Origin of the sequence: Ideonella sp., from assembly GCF_041287625.1 — a bacterium.
Lineage (GTDB): Bacteria > Pseudomonadota > Gammaproteobacteria > Burkholderiales > Burkholderiaceae_C > Ideonella.
Genome location: NZ_JBGGNH010000027.1, coordinates 244,702 through 260,430 on the forward strand (window position 1 = coordinate 244,702; position 15,729 = coordinate 260,430).

14 protein-coding genes are annotated in these 15,729 nt (G+C 69.5%); 12 read left to right on the forward strand and 2 right to left on the reverse strand.

The window, feature by feature from the left end:
• Positions 1-73 precede the first annotated feature (73 nt).
• The 5 genes from ACAH41_RS11065 (at position 74) to ACAH41_RS11085 (ending at position 6,820) form a co-directional block, all read left to right on the forward strand.
• The gene (locus ACAH41_RS11065) at positions 74-355 is read left to right on the forward strand and encodes a hypothetical protein (protein WP_325654472.1); all 282 of its coding nucleotides are present in this window, start codon (positions 74-76) and stop codon (positions 353-355) included.
• Between the two features lie 97 nt (positions 356-452).
• On the forward strand, positions 453-3,401 hold the full coding sequence (locus tag ACAH41_RS11070; protein WP_325654474.1) for a glycosyltransferase family 61 protein: 2,949 nt from the start codon (positions 453-455) through the stop codon (positions 3,399-3,401).
• A 103-nt stretch (positions 3,402-3,504) separates the two neighbouring features.
• A complete protein-coding gene (locus ACAH41_RS11075) occupies positions 3,505-4,608 on the forward strand; it encodes a DegT/DnrJ/EryC1/StrS family aminotransferase (protein ID WP_325654477.1) in 1,104 nt (367 codons plus the stop codon).
• On the forward strand, positions 4,605-5,408 hold the full coding sequence (locus ACAH41_RS11080; RefSeq protein WP_325654478.1) for a methyltransferase domain-containing protein: 804 nt from the start codon (positions 4,605-4,607) through the stop codon (positions 5,406-5,408). Before ACAH41_RS11075 ends, ACAH41_RS11080 begins: the two co-directional genes overlap by 4 nt.
• A complete protein-coding gene (locus ACAH41_RS11085) occupies positions 5,405-6,820 on the forward strand; it encodes a radical SAM protein (protein ID WP_325654480.1) in 1,416 nt (471 codons plus the stop codon). Before ACAH41_RS11080 ends, ACAH41_RS11085 begins: the two co-directional genes overlap by 4 nt.
• Positions 6,821-6,826: 6 nt before the next feature.
• Here the strand turns inward: ACAH41_RS11085 and ACAH41_RS11090 are convergent, their stop codons facing one another.
• Positions 6,827-7,240, reverse strand: coding sequence for an FdtA/QdtA family cupin domain-containing protein (locus ACAH41_RS11090; protein WP_325654481.1), 414 nt, complete (start codon positions 7,238-7,240; stop codon positions 6,827-6,829).
• A 4-nt stretch (positions 7,241-7,244) separates the two neighbouring features.
• Positions 7,245-8,249 (reverse strand): GNAT family N-acetyltransferase, encoded by a 1,005-nt coding sequence (locus ACAH41_RS11095; protein WP_325654482.1) that lies wholly within the window; start codon positions 8,247-8,249, stop codon positions 7,245-7,247.
• A gap of 99 nt (positions 8,250-8,348) precedes the next feature.
• Here ACAH41_RS11095 and rfbB point away from each other — a divergent pair, with 99 nt between their 5' ends.
• The 7 genes from rfbB (at position 8,349) to rfbA (ending at position 15,729) form a co-directional block, all read left to right on the forward strand.
• The gene (gene rfbB, locus ACAH41_RS11100; RefSeq protein ID WP_325654483.1) at positions 8,349-9,413 is read left to right on the forward strand and encodes a dTDP-glucose 4,6-dehydratase; all 1,065 of its coding nucleotides are present in this window, start codon (positions 8,349-8,351) and stop codon (positions 9,411-9,413) included.
• The gene (gene rfbD / locus ACAH41_RS11105; protein ID WP_325654484.1) at positions 9,410-10,297 is read left to right on the forward strand and encodes a dTDP-4-dehydrorhamnose reductase; all 888 of its coding nucleotides are present in this window, start codon (positions 9,410-9,412) and stop codon (positions 10,295-10,297) included. Before rfbB ends, rfbD begins: the two co-directional genes overlap by 4 nt.
• Entirely contained in the window at positions 10,294-11,283 is a 990-nt protein-coding gene (locus tag ACAH41_RS11110; RefSeq protein WP_370538289.1) for a hypothetical protein, read from the forward strand. Before rfbD ends, ACAH41_RS11110 begins: the two co-directional genes overlap by 4 nt.
• Positions 11,280-12,323: a sulfotransferase family 2 domain-containing protein gene (locus tag ACAH41_RS11115; RefSeq protein ID WP_325654488.1), complete on the forward strand. Its 1,044-nt coding sequence runs from the start codon at positions 11,280-11,282 to the stop codon at positions 12,321-12,323. The genes ACAH41_RS11110 and ACAH41_RS11115 overlap by 4 nt, the downstream gene beginning before the upstream one ends.
• A 92-nt stretch (positions 12,324-12,415) precedes the next feature.
• Positions 12,416-13,759, forward strand: a complete 1,344-nt coding sequence (locus tag ACAH41_RS11120) for a UDP-glucose/GDP-mannose dehydrogenase family protein (protein ID WP_325654490.1) — start codon at positions 12,416-12,418, stop codon at positions 13,757-13,759.
• Complete coding sequence (locus tag ACAH41_RS11125) at positions 13,756-14,766, forward strand: NAD-dependent epimerase (RefSeq protein ID WP_325654492.1); 1,011 nt, start codon at positions 13,756-13,758, stop codon at positions 14,764-14,766. Before ACAH41_RS11120 ends, ACAH41_RS11125 begins: the two co-directional genes overlap by 4 nt.
• Positions 14,767-14,841: 75 nt before the next feature.
• Positions 14,842-15,729 (forward strand): glucose-1-phosphate thymidylyltransferase RfbA, encoded by an 888-nt coding sequence (rfbA, locus tag ACAH41_RS11130; protein ID WP_325654494.1) that lies wholly within the window; start codon positions 14,842-14,844, stop codon positions 15,727-15,729.

A 15,729-nucleotide genomic window follows, 5' to 3' on the forward strand; every position in this document is an offset into this window, starting at 1 on the left:
GAATTCGATCGCGCCCGGCCACTGCGTGGCACCGCAGGGCGCCTGTCTTGCCTACCACTTCCGGAGTACCTTCATGAAAATCGCTGAACTCGCTGCCCAGATCAAGGAAAAGAACCCCGCCGCCGCCGGCAAGCTGGCCGACAAGGCGCTGGAGCGCCTGCTGCGCATCGCGCTGGTCCAGGTGCGTTCCGCCGTCGCCGAAGCCGAGGAGAACGTGCACATTGAAGGCCTCGGCCGTTTTGCCGTGCGCAATGTCGACAAGGTCGTCAAGGGCGAGAAGGTGCCGACCCGCCGCGTGATCTACGTTGCGCCGAAGCCCAAGGCGGCTTCCGAAGCCGAGCCCGCCGCCGAATGAGCTGCGCTCGCCCGGCGCACCCTGCGCCGGTGTCGAGCATCCTCCGGCCTGGCGCCTCGTGCCAGGCCGCTGAGGATTTCCGGAAAGTTTGCGCTGCATGTCACTGGTCGACTCCGCAGAACCTGGCTTGCCGTTGACAGACCCGGCCTGGTGGCCCGAGATGCTGCCGCCCGCGTTGAAGGCGGCCTTGCGGCAGTCTGGCGTCAGTGCGCCCAAGGACTTTCCCGGCGGCGCTGAACTGCTGCAGCGACTGCAGGGGCCCAGCGCCGCGCCGCCCGTCTGGATGCGTCTGGCGCATGCCCTCAACGGCGGGCCCTTGCGCGGCAAGCCCCACCCCGAAGCACACTGGTGCGAGGCGTTTCTGGCAGTGCTGGCGCTGGCCTGGGCCAATCTCAGCGAAGACCAGCGCCGCGCCCACGGCCTGTACCCACAGGCGCTGCGCTGCGCCGGGGAGCTGCAGCGCACCGAATGGCTGGACCAGCAGGTCACGCTGCATGCGCAGGCCTGGCGTGCGGGCGAGCAGCCCGCTGCGGCGCTGGTGCTGCTGCGCACGCTCAAGCGGCTGCAGCGCCTGCAGGCCTGCCAGGCACTGGTCGAACACCTGGGCGCCTGGCTGGCCAGCGTGCCGGCCGGGCAGGTGGACCCGCCCATGGCCGACTGGCCTGCCGAACTGGCAGGCGGCATTGCCGCCGTCGCACGCGGTGCCGAGTCGCTGGACACGCTGCACTGGGCCCAGGCCTGGCTGCCGCGCCTGCTGCCGAACCTGCTGGCGCGCCTGGCCGAGACGCCCCAGCCTGCCGCCTCCGACCCCGATGCGCCGCCCCCGCACTGGCTGCTGCACCGCGACCTGGCGGTGATTGCCTTGTGCACGCTGGACCTGCCGGTGTTGCGCCAGCTCGGCGAACTGCTCTGCCGGCGCCCGTTGCTGCCCACGATCTGCGTGCCGATGCTGGTCGACATGCTGGGCCGGCTGGCCCAGTTCGATGCAGCGCAGGACGCCGAGGCGCTGCTGGCGCTGGCCGCGGCCAGGCTGCCGCGCCACCCGGTGCTGGCGCTGGAGCGGGCCAAACGCGCGCTGCTGGATGGCGTGGACGAGCTGTCGCTGCTGCCCTTCTTCGAGCCCATGGACCCCGGCCTGCCGGGCTACCACGCGGCCTGCAGCTGGTTCGCCTCACAACTGGCCCAGGCTGGCGCCGAAGCCCAGGCGATGGACTGGTACCGCCGCATCGAGGCAGTCGCGCCGCTCAGCAGCCTGGACCAGCTGCGCCTGGCCCAGCTGCAGGCGCGGCACGACCCCACGGCCCAGACCGCTGCCGAAGCGCCGCTGTTCGACGAAGGCGTGACGCCGGTGCTGCAGCAGGCGCTGGCCGGCCTGGTCACGCTGCTGGGCGAAGACCCGTTCCACAACCCCGCGCTCAGCCGCGAGGCCTGGGCCAGCCGCTGCGCCGCCAGCTTGCCGGCTTTTGCGCAGGTGCTGGCTGCGCTGCCGCCGCAGCCGGTGGGAGACGTGCTGGTGGCAGTGCGCCAGCTGCGCCTGCTGGAGCGGGCCCACGCCAGCGCCGCGATGTGGCAGCAGAGCTTCCCTTTTGAATTCGACCCGGCGTACGGCCGGGTCGACCCGCTGCGCTACCTGGCGCTGCAAGAGGCCTTGTGTGGCCACCTGCAGGCATTGGCCGACCATGTGTTGCGCGGGCCGGCACCGCTGCACGGCGGCGGCGGGCGCTTGCGCCAGCTGATCGAGCTGCTGCGCTTTCGCTGCGAAGCCGCGCTGTCGCAGGACCGTCCGGCCGACGCGCTGGCCAGCATCGACCAGCTGGCCGAGCGCATCGGCACCATGGCCGAGGCCTACCTGCAGGCCTTGCGTGAACGCTGTGCACTGGCCGAGGGCGACCTGGCCACCGCGGCCGAGCTGCGCGCCGGCCTGCGCTGGGGCCGAGAAGCCGAGCTGCAAAGGCTGAGGCCTTGGCCCGCATGGCTGGCGGCAGAAGGCACAGCCGAGCAGCGCGTGCTGGAAGCCCCCGCGGTGCTGGGCCATTTCGAATCGGTGCGGGCTGACGGTGTGGTGCAACGCTTCCCACACGCCACCGCGGCCACCGGGCTGTCGCTGGTGGCCATGCGTGAGCTGCGGGTGCGCAACTCGTACCTGCTGATCGCCCGCGAGGGCGGCATGCTGCTGCCCGAGCCCTGGCACCTGTCGATGGGCGACTATCCCTACGAGCATTTGCAGGTGCTCAATCGTGGCCGCCTGGCCTGTTCGCTGCAGCCCTCGGGCGAGACCCGCCGCATCACCGAGCCGGTGCTGGTGCTGGCCAACCTGGACGCCACCTACCACCGCAACTACTACCACTGGATGGTGCTGATCCTCTCGCGTGTGCGCTGGCTGCAGGCTGAAGGCTGGCTGGACCGGCGGCCGCTGTTGATGCCGCGCGAACTGTCGGGCTGGATGCGCAGCTCGCTGCAGGACATTGGCGTGCGGCCCGAGCAGTTGATCGAATACGCCGATGGCGAAACCCTGCAGCTGGCCGACGCGCTGGTGCTCTCGCCGCTGGAGTACGCCTGCCGCCCGCTGATGGACGATCTCTGCCGCCACCTGTGGCGCGCGGCGGGGCTGGACCCGGACCAGCCGCCCACGCCGCAGCGCCTGCTTTACATTTCGCGCCTGAGCGCGCACCGTCGGCCGCTGGTCAACGAAGAAACCATCATGGCGCAGGCCAAGGCGCTGGGCTTCGAGTTGCTGGCGCCGGAAACGCTGAGCCTGCTGGACCAGGTGCGCTTGTTTGCCAACGCACGTGGCATTGCCGGTCCGCCGGGGGCGGCCTACACCAATCTCAGCTGGTGCCAGCCCGGCACCCGCGTGCTGTCCATCTTCAAGGAAGAAGTCAACTTGCCGACCTTCGTCGACCTCTCGGTCCAGCGCGGCCAGCAACACCGCTGGCTGCTGGGCCGCAACCTGCCGGGCTTCGACCGCAGCCGCGTCGTTGCAGCGCCGTTCAGCGTGTCGCTGGACCTGACCCAGCGCGAGCTGGCCTGGGTGGCTGGCGCATGATCACGGTGGCGCACGCTTGGCGGGCCGAGCGCCGGGCCGCCCCAAGCCGGCCCGCCGTCCCCTCGGGGGACCGGCCGACGTGCCCGGCGGACGAGGGGCTGACATGATTCCGTTCCTGGATTTGCGCGCGATCTACCAGCAGGACGCCGAAGCCTATGACGCGGCCTACCGCCGTGTCATGGACAGCGGCCGCTGGATCCTCGGCCCTGAACTGGCCGCGTTCGAAGCCGAGTTCGCCGCCTTCTGCGGTGCCGGGCACGCGGTCGGCTTGGGCAATGGGCTGGACGCACTGACGCTGTCGCTGCAGGTTGCCGGCATTGGTGCGGGCGACGAAGTGCTGGTGCCGGCGCACACCTTCATCGCCACCTGGCTGGCGGTGCAGCAAAGCGGTGCCACGCCGGTGCCGGTGGAGCCTGCCGCAGGCAGCTTCAATGTCGACGCTGCCGGCCTGGCCGCCGGCATCACGCCACGCACCCGCGCCGTGATGCCGGTGCACCTCTACGGCCAGCCGGCGGACCCGGCGGCCATCGCCCAGCTGTGTGCCGAGCGCGGCCTGCTGCTGATCGAAGACGCGGCGCAGGCGCATGGCGCGCTGCATGACGGCCGCCCGGCGGGCAGCTTCGGCGCGCTGGCCGGTTTCAGCTTCTACCCGGGCAAGAACCTCGGTGCGTTTGGCGATGCCGGCGCGGTCGTGACCCGCGACCCGGCGCTGGCGCAAGCGCTGCGCGAACGGCGCAACTACGGCAGCCTGGCGCGCTACCAGCACGAATCGGTTGGCGTGAACAGCCGGCTCGATGAGCTGCAGGCAGCCTGGTTGCGCATCCGGCTGCAGAAGCTGCCGGCGCACAACCAGCGCCGCCGTGAGATCGCTGCGTTCTACCACCAGCGCCTGGCCGACCTGCCTGGCCTCGCGCTGCCGCAGGTGGCTGCCGGCAACGAGCCGGTCTGGCACCTCTACGTGCTGCGCTGCGCCCGGCGCGACGCGCTGCAGGCCGCGCTGGCGGCCGAAGGCATCGAAACCTTGATCCACTACCCGAAACCGGTCTACCGCTTCCCGCCGTTTGCCGCGATGGCGCCAGCCGCGCGAAGCCTCAGCGACCAGATTTGCGACGAGGTGCTGAGCCTGCCCATCGGCCCGCACCTGAGTGACGGCCAGGTCGAGCGGGTGGCCGAAGCGGTGCGCCGCGTGGTGGGGCAACTGCGATGACTCAGCCCATTGGCAAGCCGCTGGACGCCGACGAATACGCCAGCCGCCACGACGCGCAGGTGGACGCTGCCGCGGCCGACTTCGAGTCGGTCTGCCTGCTGGCGCGCCAGCAGTGCAACCGCCGCTGGCTGGACAGGCTGCAGCCGCGCCGGGTGCTGGAGGTGGGCTGCGGCCCGCTGCTGCTGGCGCCCGATTGGCTGGCCATGCAGCCGGCCGACAGCCGCTGGGCGGTGGTCGAGCCGGCTGCGCGCTGGGCCGAGGTGGCGCGCGGTGCTGCGGCGCGCGACGACCGCATCAGCGTGGTGCAGGACTACATCGAAAACGCCGCGCCCGCGCTGCAAACGCTGGCCGCGCTGCGCGGCAGCACGCCGGAGGTCGACCTGGTGCTGGTGTCCGGCGTGATCCACGAAACTGCCGAGCCCGAGGCCTTGCTGCGCGCCGCGCTGGCGCTGCTGCGGCCAGGCGGCCACCTGCTGGTCAGCGTGCCGAATGCCGGCTCGTTCCACCGCCTGCTGGCGGTGCAGATCGGGCTGATCCCGGCGGCCAACACGCTGGGTGAACGCAACCGCCTGCTGGGCCAGCCCGTGGTCTATGGCGCGGCCGAGCTGCGCGCATTGGTGCTGGGCCCGGGCCTGACGGAAACCGGCTTCGAAGGCTATCTGTTCAAGCCCTTCACCCATGCGCAGATGGCGCCGCTGATGCCGCAGCTCGGCGAGGCCGGGCTGCAAGGCCTGATCGAACTGGGCCGCCAGTTCCCGGAACAGGCGGCCGAGATCTGCCTGGTGGCGCGCAAGCCGTGAGCACGGAGGGCGATCCCGCCGCCGAGGCGGCAGCCTATCAACGCTGCGTCGCCACCAGCCTGGCGCTGGGCCGCGCTGGCGGGCTGCGGCTGCAGCCGGAAATCTTCTGGTTGCCGGTCAGCGAAAACTGCAACCTGCGCTGCATCGGCTGCGACGACGTGGTCACCGGTTTTCGCAAGGCCTACATCTCGCCGGACGAAGCGCGCCGGCTGCTGACCGCCGGCGCTGGCGACGCCAGCTTCGCCGAGATCGACCTGACCAGCGGCGAGCCGCTGCTGCACCCGCAACTGGCCGAGCTGATCGACATCTGTCATGCGCTGCACCCCGAGGCGCGTGTCTCGGTCGTCACCAACGGCACGGTGCCGGTGCGCGGCAAGTACCGCGAGGCCTACGCGCGGCTGGACAGCATCGGCCTGTCGATCGACGGCGCGACCGCCGAGGTCTTCGAGGCCATCCGTGTCGGCGCGTCGTTCCCGCGCTTTGTGCAGACGGTGCAGGACCTGGTCGCGTTGCGCCGCGAGACCGGCCGGCCGGCGCAAATCCAGCTGTGTTTCACCGCCTGCGCGCTGAACCTGCACCAGCTGGCCGACGTGGTGCGGCTGGGCCACGCCTGGGGCGTTGATTCGGTCTATGCGCAGACCATGGAAATGAACATCGCGCCGATCCAGCAGGCCATCGGCCACCTGCACCTGGACCGCATGGACCCGGCCGAACGCAGCCGGCTGGTCGACGAGGCGCAGGCGGTCGCGGCGGCGCTGGGCATCGAGCTGTCGGCCTCCGAAGGCCTTTACCCGCTGCCGCCTGCGCCGCTGCCCGGCCCTTCGGCGGCGTTCGAGGCCCGGGCGGCCAGCCTGGGCGTGGGCGTGACGCGCCGCAACGCCGATGGCCAGCCCCTGCTCGCGGCCACGCATGTGCGCCAATGCCAGTACCCGTGGACCCAGGCGCCCGGCATCCGCAAGACCGCAGCCGGCGACTGGCAGTTGACGGTCTGCTGCTACATGACCGAGGCCGGCAACCGCCTGGTGCAGGATCGCTACGCGCTGGGCGGTGCGGCCGAGCACGGCATGCTGGACCTGTTCAACGGCCCCGGTTACTGGCAGCTGCGCGAGGACCTCGCGGCTGGCCTGACGCGCGAGGTCTGTGGCGATTGCGCGGCCGCGCTGACCCATCCGCCTTCGCTGCTGCAGCACCTGGGCTGGCGGCTGGAGGCGTTGGCCCGTGAGCATGGCCTGCCGTTTCCGGGTGGCGAGGCCTTGCGCCACTTGCTGCAGCAGTCGGGCATCGGCCCGGCGCAGGCGCGGCGGGTGCGCAAGGCCTTGCGCGAGGAGTGGCTGACCCGGTTCGACACGCCGCCCGAGTGGCTGCAGGCCGTCATGCAAAGCACCAGCGAGCTGCTGGCGCCAGGTGACTGAGTTCGCTCAGCCGCGCTTCGCCCAGCGCATGAAGTCCGCGTGCTCGCGGATGTAGTCGGCCTCGTCGAACAGGGCCGAGGCCAGCACCAGCAGGCCGGCGCCAGGCGTGAAATGGTGCAGCTCGCGCCAGATGCCGGGTGTCATCAGCAGGCCTTCGCCAGGGTGCGTCAGCCGCACGGTGCGCTGGTGCGTGCCATCGTCCATCGAAACATCGAAGGCCCCGGTGACGGCCACGTAGAGCTGCTGCAGCTGCAGGTGCGCATGGCCGGCGCGCGAGGCGCCCGGCGGCACACCGTAGGTCCAGTAGGCCCGCAGGATGGGGAAGTCGAAGTCGACGCCCGTCTCGGCAAACGAGATCGAACCCCGCTCGTCGTTGATGGTGCGGATTTGCACCAGGCGGCAGTCGTCCACATGGGCCACGGCGTCAGTCTCCGTTCTGATCTTCAGGGCAGGGTAGCAGGTAGTGTTCGTGCACCACCGCGGTGGCGCCGAAGCTTTCCTTGTAGAAAGCCAGGCCTTCGTTCAGCACCCGTCCGCCATCTTCGTTCGAATGGCCGAAGTCGAACCACTTGCCGCTGGCCTGCGCGTGCACGATGGCACGTTCGACCAGCTGATCCAGCGCCGCGCAGCGCCGGGACTGGGCGTCGGCCGCCATGTATTGCAGGTGGCAGACGGTGGCCGTCTCGAACATCACCAGCCCGGCGCAGACCCCGCTGGACCAGCGCGCCAGCTGCAGGCTGATCTCCGCCGGGAAACGGCTGGCCAGCAAGCGCAGCTCGGCCTCGCTGTGGGTCGGCTGGCTGGCATGGCGGGCCTGGAGCTCGGCCTGCAGCACGGCCCAGAACTCGGCCCAGCCGGCGCCTTCGCCGCTGCGCAGTGCTTCAAAGCTCAGCTCGGGCCGCTGGCGCATCGCCTGCGTGATCTGCCGGCGCTGGGCCTTGGGCCAGTGCGCAGCGCCCGGGCCAATCGCGCTCATCGCGTCGCAGCGCACGCGCTCGGCGCCGCAGCGGAACAGCGCGTAGCGGTCGGCCTCGCTGGGCTGGCGGTGGTAGATGTGCGGCAGCGTCTTGTAGAGCAGGGACGAAATGCCTTGCGACGGCAACCAGCGCTGCAGCGCCTGCATCAGCGCCAGCAGCTTGGCGGCACCCAGCGGCCGCGCCAGCAGCCAGCCGCCGTAGCTCAGGCCGCCGTGGCTGATGAGCCGGTCGTCCACCCGGTGCGCCGGCAGCAGTGCCAGCAGCGTGTCGCCCTGCCAGGCCAGCAGCGAGTGCTCGTCGAAACGCTCGGCGTGGTAGTCCATGTAGCCGCGGTCGAACAGGAAGCTCTGCGTCGGGCTGGCGGCCACGGTGGCGTTCCAGCGCGCGGCGTCGGCCGCGGTGTAGCGCTGGAAACGAATGGCGGGCGGTGTGAGGTCTTGCGGGGCTGGCACCGCGGCATTGTCGCGTCGGCCACCGGTTTCTGGCGACAATCGCGGTCTGACGTGGGGCTGCGCCGGCTGGCGCCCCCGCAGCATGCAACGGGAGATTCCATGATTCTTGTGACCGGCGGCGCCGGCTTCATCGGCAGCAACTTCGTCCTCGGCTGGCTGGCGCAAAGCCAGGAGCCAGTGCTCAACCTGGACCTGCTGACCTACGCTGGCAACCTGGCCAACCTGGCCTCGCTGCAAGGCGACGCGCGCCACACCTTCGTGCAGGGCGACATCTGCGATCGTGCCTTGATGGATCAGTTGCTGGCCACGCACCGCCCGCGCGCCATCGTGCATTTCGCGGCCGAGAGCCATGTGGACCGCTCCATCCACGGTCCTGGCGCCTTCATGAAGACCAATGTCGACGGCACCTTCACGCTGCTGGAAGCCGCCCGCGCCCACTGGAGCGGCCTGCAGGGCGACGAAAAGGCGGCCTTCCGCTTCCACCATGTCAGCACCGACGAGGTCTACGGCTCGCTCAAGCCCAGCGACCCGCCGTTTGCCGAAACCAACGCCTACGAGCCCAACAGCCCGTACTCGGCCAGCAAGGCTGCCAGCGACCACCTCGTGCGCGCCTGGCACCACACCTACGGCCTGCCGGTGGTGACGACCAACTGCTCGAACAACTACGGCCCGTACCACTTCCCCGAGAAGCTGATCCCGCTGATGATCGTCAACGCACTGGCCGGCAAGCCGCTGCCCGTCTATGGCGACGGCCAGCAGATCCGCGACTGGCTGTACGTCGAGGATCACTGCAGCGGCATCCGCGCGGTGCTGGCCGGCGGCCGGCTGGGCGAGACCTACAACATTGGCGGCTGGAACGAAAAGGCCAACCTGGACATCGTGAAGACGGTCTGTGCGCTGCTCGACGAGCTGCGCCCCGACCCGGCCGGCCCCTACAGCCGCCTGATCACCTACGTCACAGACCGCCCCGGCCACGACCGCCGCTACGCCATTGACGCCCGCAAGATCGAGCGCGAATTGGGCTGGCGCCCGGCCGAAACCTTCGAGACCGGCATCCGCAAGACGGTGCAGTGGTACCTGGACCACCCCGAGTGGGTGGCGCAGGTGCAAAGCGGCAGCTACCGCGACTGGCTGGCGACCAACTACACGGGCCGCAGCGAATGACCAGGCTGTTGTTGCTGGGCCCGAACGGCCAGGTTGGCTGGGAGCTGCAGCGCGCGCTGGCACCCCTGGGCGAACTGCACTTGCGCGACCGCCACCAGGGCGGCGACCTGGCTGACGCCGATGCACTCGCCGCCACCGTGCGTGAGTTGAAGCCGGACGTGATCGTCAATGCCGCCGCACACACCGCCGTCGACAAGGCCGAGAGCGAACCGGCGCTGGCCCAGCGGCTGAACGCCGAAGCGCCCGGCCAGTTGGCTGAACTGGCCCTTGAGCTGGGCGCCACGCTGCTGCACTACAGCACCGACTACGTCTTCGACGGCAGCGGCGATCAGCCACGCAATGAGACCGCGGCCACCGGCCCGCTGGGCGTCTACGGCGCCAGCAAGCTGGCCGGCGAACAGGCCATCCAGGCCAGCGGCTGCCGCCACCTGATCTTCCGCACCAGCTGGGTCTACGCCGCCCGCGGCGGCAACTTCGCCAAGACCATGCTGCGGCTTGCGGCTGAGCGCGAGCAGCTGAAAGTCGTGGCCGACCAGGTCGGCGCACCGACCGGTGCCGAGCTGCTGGCCGACGTCAGCGCCCATGCCCTGCGCCAGCTGGCACGCCAGCCCGAGCTGGGCGGCCTGTACCACTTGTGTGCCGGCGGCGAAACCAGCTGGCACGGCTATGCCACGCACGTCATCGAATGGGCGCGACGGCATGGCAAGACCATCCGTGTCGCGCCGGACCAAGTGCTGGCGATTCCCACCCGGGACTTTCCGCTGCCCGCGCCCCGCCCGTTGAACTCGCGGCTGGCCACCACCAAGCTGCAAACGGCCTTCGACCTGTGCCTGCCGCACTGGCAAGTCGGCGTGGACCGCATGCTGGCCGAGATCCTGGCGTGAGTTCACACGCCGCTGCGCCGTGGCTTTTCGTTCACGTGCCCAAAACCGCAGGCACCAGCCTGACCCAGGCTGCGTTGCAGGCTTTTGGCGAGGCGCGCTGCGAGTTCGACTACGGCGTCGGCAACCCGCACACCACCGCACGCGTGGCCGAACTGTCGCACCAGGCCAATGACCTGTTCCGGCTGCGCGAGCGGCTGCAACAGGATCAGGTCGCGATGCTGGCCGGGCATGTGCCGCTGCCGAGGTATGCGCCGCTGTTCCCGTCCACGCGCATCGTCAGCTTCCTGCGCGAGCCGCTGGCGCAGCTGTTGTCGCACCATGCGCACATCAACCGCGAGCAGACGCCGCGGCCTTTCGAGGAATTCATCCGTCGGCCGCAAGGCGCAGGCGTGCAGGCTCGCATGTTGGCCAACGTGCCGCTGGAAGCGCTGGGTGTGGTCGGCATCACCGAACGTTACGACGACAGCCTGCGCGTGCTGAACGCCAGCCTGGGGCTGGACCTGCAAGCGCAGCAGCTGAACCAGAATCCGCAGCGCGAAGCCCTGGCGCAGCCCTTGTACACGCTGCCGCCTGGCCAAGCCACGCAGGTGGACGCGCTGCTGCGCGACGAGCGCCAGCTCTACGCCCGCGCCAACCGCTTGCTGGACAGCCGGCTGGCGATGCTGGATGCCGGCCAGCCGTTCACCAATGGGGCCATCAGCGAATGCTCGGCCCAGCTGGTGTCGGGCTTCGCTTTCCGGGCCGAGCAAACGTGGCCGGTAGCGCTTGAGTTGCAGCGCAACGGCCAGCCGGAGGCGAACCTGCTCGCCACGCAGCACCAGGCCCGGCTGCGCATGCTGAATGCGCCGCGAGAGGGCTGCGTCGGCTTCGAGCACCGGTTTGCCAAGCCGCTGCAGCCGGGCGACGGCGTCAGTGTGACGGTCGCAGAGACGGGACAGTTGCTGGGCGAATGGCAGATGCCAGTTTTGAGCGCGAACCAACCATGACGCTGGAAGATCTGCTGGCCCGTATCCAGGCCACCGAACCCGAGGCTTTGGCCGGCTTGCCGCCGGCCGCCGTGCAGCGCCTGATGTGCGCCACCTTGCGCGAGCTGCGGGAAGGTTTGCTGGCCCAGCCGGACGCCGTTGACGCGCCGGTCCAGGTGCCGTTGCTGGGACGCTTCCGCCGCGTGGCAGCGCCCGGCCAGGGCTGGCGCTTCATTCCACACGCAGCCGCGCAGCAGGCCGGGCCATCTCGTGCCGGCGCGTCCGTGGACCCGGTGACGCGAGCCTGGCGAAAGGCCTGCAACAGTGTCGAGCCGGCGCTCATCCATCCTGAGCACAAGTTCCTGCTGCTGTTCTCGCCGAAGTCCGCCTGCTCCAGCGCAGTGATCTGGTTCATGCACACGATGGGGCTGGCTGGCGAGGCCAGGGCCTACAGCGAGTGGCCGCATGACTACCGGATCCACAAGCTGATGGCCAGCGATGCGCAGCGGGCGACGCGGCAGATTCCGGCCGAGCAGCTGACGGTGTTGCGAGTCGTGCGCGATCCGCTGGAGCGCGCGGTGTCGAGCTTTCGCCATGCGCTGGGCACCAGCTATGCGCGCGCCGAAATCCTGAAGAAGCTGGGGCGGGACACCTGGCATGAAGGCCTGTCCTTCCAGCAGTTCATCGATTTCCTCGCGCTCGAAGACCTGGATGCATGCAATCCTCACCACCGGCGCCAATGCCATGCGGTCGAGCGGCTGCATGCGCCGGACGTGTTGATCAATGCCAGTCGCCAGGACTTGTTCGCCGGGCTGAACGACTTCGAGCGCCGCATGGGCATGCCAGTGACTGACTTCGCCGGGCTGCGCTGGCTGCATGACGTGCAGAGCAAGCGAGTGCCGGAGCGCGCCGACGACGGACAGCCGGCCGACCAGGTGGTGCTGACGCGTGAGCAGGCCAAGCGGGGCCCGTGGCCGCATCAGTTGCTGACGCCGCTGGCCCGCGAACGGCTGACCGAGCTGTACGCCGATGACATCGCGCGTTACGCGGTGCCGCACTGATCGGCGCATTGCCCCTGCCGGCGCCTTCGGCAGCGCAGCGCAGTCAAACCGCTGCGCGACAATTCCGTCCCTGAGCCCCCAAGGAGAATTCCATGAAAGTGACCGTCGTTGGCACCGGCTATGTGGGCCTGGTGACCGGGGCCTGCCTGGCCGACATGGGCAACCATGTGATGTGCCTGGATGTGGATGCCCGCAAGATCGAGATCCTGAACGGCGGCGGCATTCCGATCCACGAACCGGGGCTGGACGAGGTGGTGCGGCGCAATGCCGCCGCCGGCCGGCTGCAGTTCACGACCGACATACCCGCCGCGGTGGCGCACGGCACGATCCAGTTCATCGCCGTGGGCACGCCGCCGGACGAAGACGGCTCGGCCGACCTGCAGTACGTGCTGGCGGCCGCGCGCAACATCGGCCGGCTGACCACCGACTACAAGCTGGTGGTCGACAAGAGCACGGTGCCGGTGGGCACGGCGGACAAGGTCAAGGCCGCCATTGCCGACGAACTGGCCAAGCGTGGCCTGGACCTCGCCTTCTCGGTGGCCTCCAACCCGGAGTTCCTGAAGGAAGGCGCCGCGGTGGAAGACTTCATGCGGCCGGACCGCATCGTCGTTGGCGCCGAGGACGAGCGCGCCGTCAACCTGATGCGTGCGCTGTACGCGCCGTTCCAGCGCACGCGCGACAAGCTGGTGGTGATGGACCTGCGCTCGGCCGAGCTGACCAAGTACGCCGCCAACGCGATGCTGGCCACCCGCATCTCGTTCATGAACGAGCTGGCGCTGCTGGCCGAGAAGATGGGCGCGGACATCGAGCTGGTGCGGCAAGGCATCGGCTCGGACCCGCGCATCGGCTACCACTTCCTCTACGCCGGCGCCGGCTACGGCGGTTCGTGTTTCCCGAAGGACGTGAAGGCGCTGATCCGCACCGCCGCCGACCAGGGCCAGGGCCTGAAGGTGCTGCAGGCCGTGGAAGATGCCAATGACGCCCAGAAGCTGGTGCTGGTCGACAAGGTCGTGGCCCGCTTTGGTGCCGACCTGAAAGGCAAACGCTTCGCGATCTGGGGCCTGGCCTTCAAGCCGCAGACCGACGACATGCGCGAGGCCACCAGCCGCGTGGTGATTGCCGAGCTGCTGGCGCGCGGCGCTTCGGTCAACGTCTACGACCCGGTGGCGATGGACGAAGCCAGGCGCATCTTCGGCGACGAGCCGCGCATCGCGTATGCCAGCGGCCCGATGCAGGCCGTGGGCGGTGCCGAGGCGCTGGTCATCGTCACCGAGTGGAAGGAATTCCGCAGCCCGGACTTCGATGGCCTGAAGGCGGCGCTGAAGACGCCGGTGATTTTCGACGGCCGCAACCTCTACGAGCCGGCGCTGGTGCGCGAATTCGGGCTGGACTACGAAGCCATCGGCCGGCCCGGCGCTGTCAAGCCTGCGGCATGAAAGTCCTGGTGACCGGCGCGGCCGGTTTCATCGGCCTGCATGTCGCGCAGGCGCTGCTGGCGCGTGGCGACGAGGTGGTCGGCATCGACAACCTGAACGACTACTACCCGGTGCAGCTCAAACGCGACCGGCTGGCGCTGCTCGCGCCGCTGCCCGGCTTCCGCTTCCAGCAGCTGGACATCGCCGACCGCGATGGGCTGATGGCGCTGTTCGCCAACGAGCGTTTCGACCGCGTGGTGCACCTGGCCGCGCAGGCGGGCGTGCGCTACTCCATCACCCATCCGCAGGCCTACGGCGAGGCCAACCTGGTCGGTTTCCTGAACATGCTGGAGGCCTGCCGCCAGCACCCCGTCGCGCACCTGGTCTATGCCAGCAGTTCCAGCGTTTACGGCGGCAACCTGAAGACGCCGTTTTCGGAAACCGATGCGGTGGACCACCCCGTCAGCCTCTACGCCGCGACCAAGAAGGCCAACGAGCTGATGGCGCACACCTACAGCCACCTCTACCGCCTGCCAACGACGGGGCTGCGCTTCTTCACCGTCTATGGCCCCTGGGGCCGGCCCGACATGGCCTACTTCAGCTTCACCAAGGCCATCCTGGCCGGAGAGCCGATCCAGGTCTTCAACCACGGCCAGCTGCAGCGGGACTTCACCTACATCGACGACATCGTGCGCGGCGTGGTGGGCGTGTTGGACCGGCCGGCCGAGCCAGACCCGGCGTTTGACGGCGTGAGCCCGCACCCCGGCCGCAGCAGCGCGCCGTACAGGGTGTTCAACATCGGCAACCAGGCGCCCGTGCCGCTGGGTGAGTTCATCGCCACCATCGAGGCCGCGCTGGGCCGCGAAGCGCACAAGGTCTACCTGCCGATGCAGCCCGGCGATGTGCCGGCCACGCATGCCGATGTGACAGCTTTGGCGGAATGGATCGGCCAGCGGCCTGCCACGCCGCTGGCCGAGGGCATTGCGCGCTTCGTGGCATGGTTTCGCCGCTACCATCGCACCGACTGAGGTTGCGCACTTCGCTTCCTCGGTTTCCGCATCTTTCCCAAGCCCGCATCATCCGGGCCTTCACCGGTTTTTTCCATGCAGCAACAACGCAAAGGCATCATCCTGGCCGGCGGCAGCGGCACGCGGCTGCATCCCGCGACGCTGGCGATCAGCAAGCAGCTGATCCCGGTCTATGACAAGCCGATGGTGTACTACCCGCTCAGCGCCTTGCTGCTGGCCGGCATCCGCGAGATCCTGCTGATCAGCACGCCGCAGGACACGCCGCGCTTCGAGCAGCTGCTGGGCGACGGCAGCCGCTGGGGCCTGAACATCCAGTACGCGGTGCAGCCCAGCCCGGACGGCTTGGCCCAGGCCTTCCTGATCGGTGAGCAGTTCCTGGCCGGTGCACCCAGCGCGCTGGTGCTGGGCGACAACATCTTCTACGGCCACGACCTGGGCCGCCGGCTCGAAGCCGCCTCGGCGCGCGAAGACGGTGCCACCGTGTTCGCCTACCCGGTGACCGACCCCGAGCGCTACGGCGTGGTCGAGTTCGACGACCAGGGCCGCGCCATCAGCCTGGAAGAAAAGCCGGTCCAGCCCAAAAGCCGCTACGCCGTCACCGGCCTGTATTTCTACGACAAGCAGGTCGTGGACCATGCCAAGGCCTTGGCGCCCAGCCCGCGCGGCGAGCTGGAGATCACCGACCTGAACCGGCGCTACCTGGAAGCCGGCCAGCTGGACGTGCAGCTGTTCGGCCGCGGCGACGCATGGCTGGACACCGGCACCCATGACAGCCTGCTGGAGGCCAGCGCCTTCGTGCAGACGCTGGAAAAACGCCAGGGCCTGAAGGCCTGCTGCCCGGAGGAAATCTGCTGGCGCAATGGCTGGATCAGCGATGAACAGCTGGCCGCCCTGGCCGCGCCGCTGGCCAAGAGCGGCTACGGCAAGTACCTGCAGCACATCATGACCGACAAGGTGTTCTGA

Excerpts from the sequence above, each read along its gene's own strand:
- ACAH41_RS11080 (WP_325654478.1), top strand. The coding sequence starts at position 4,605 with ATGACTCAGCCCATTGGCAAGCCGCTGGACGCCGACGAATACGCCAGC.
- ACAH41_RS11070 (WP_325654474.1), top strand. The coding sequence starts at position 453 with ATGTCACTGGTCGACTCCGCAGAACCTGGCTTGCCGTTGACAGACCCG.
- ACAH41_RS11120 (WP_325654490.1), top strand. The coding sequence starts at position 12,416 with ATGAAAGTGACCGTCGTTGGCACCGGCTATGTGGGCCTGGTGACCGGG.
- ACAH41_RS11115 (WP_325654488.1), top strand. The coding sequence starts at position 11,280 with ATGACGCTGGAAGATCTGCTGGCCCGTATCCAGGCCACCGAACCCGAG.
- ACAH41_RS11075 (WP_325654477.1), top strand. The coding sequence starts at position 3,505 with ATGATTCCGTTCCTGGATTTGCGCGCGATCTACCAGCAGGACGCCGAA.
- rfbA (WP_325654494.1), top strand. The coding sequence starts at position 14,842 with ATGCAGCAACAACGCAAAGGCATCATCCTGGCCGGCGGCAGCGGCACG.
- rfbD (WP_325654484.1), top strand. The coding sequence starts at position 9,410 with ATGACCAGGCTGTTGTTGCTGGGCCCGAACGGCCAGGTTGGCTGGGAG.
- ACAH41_RS11065 (WP_325654472.1), top strand. The coding sequence starts at position 74 with ATGAAAATCGCTGAACTCGCTGCCCAGATCAAGGAAAAGAACCCCGCC.
- ACAH41_RS11125 (WP_325654492.1), top strand. The coding sequence starts at position 13,756 with ATGAAAGTCCTGGTGACCGGCGCGGCCGGTTTCATCGGCCTGCATGTC.
- rfbB (WP_325654483.1), top strand. The coding sequence starts at position 8,349 with ATGATTCTTGTGACCGGCGGCGCCGGCTTCATCGGCAGCAACTTCGTC.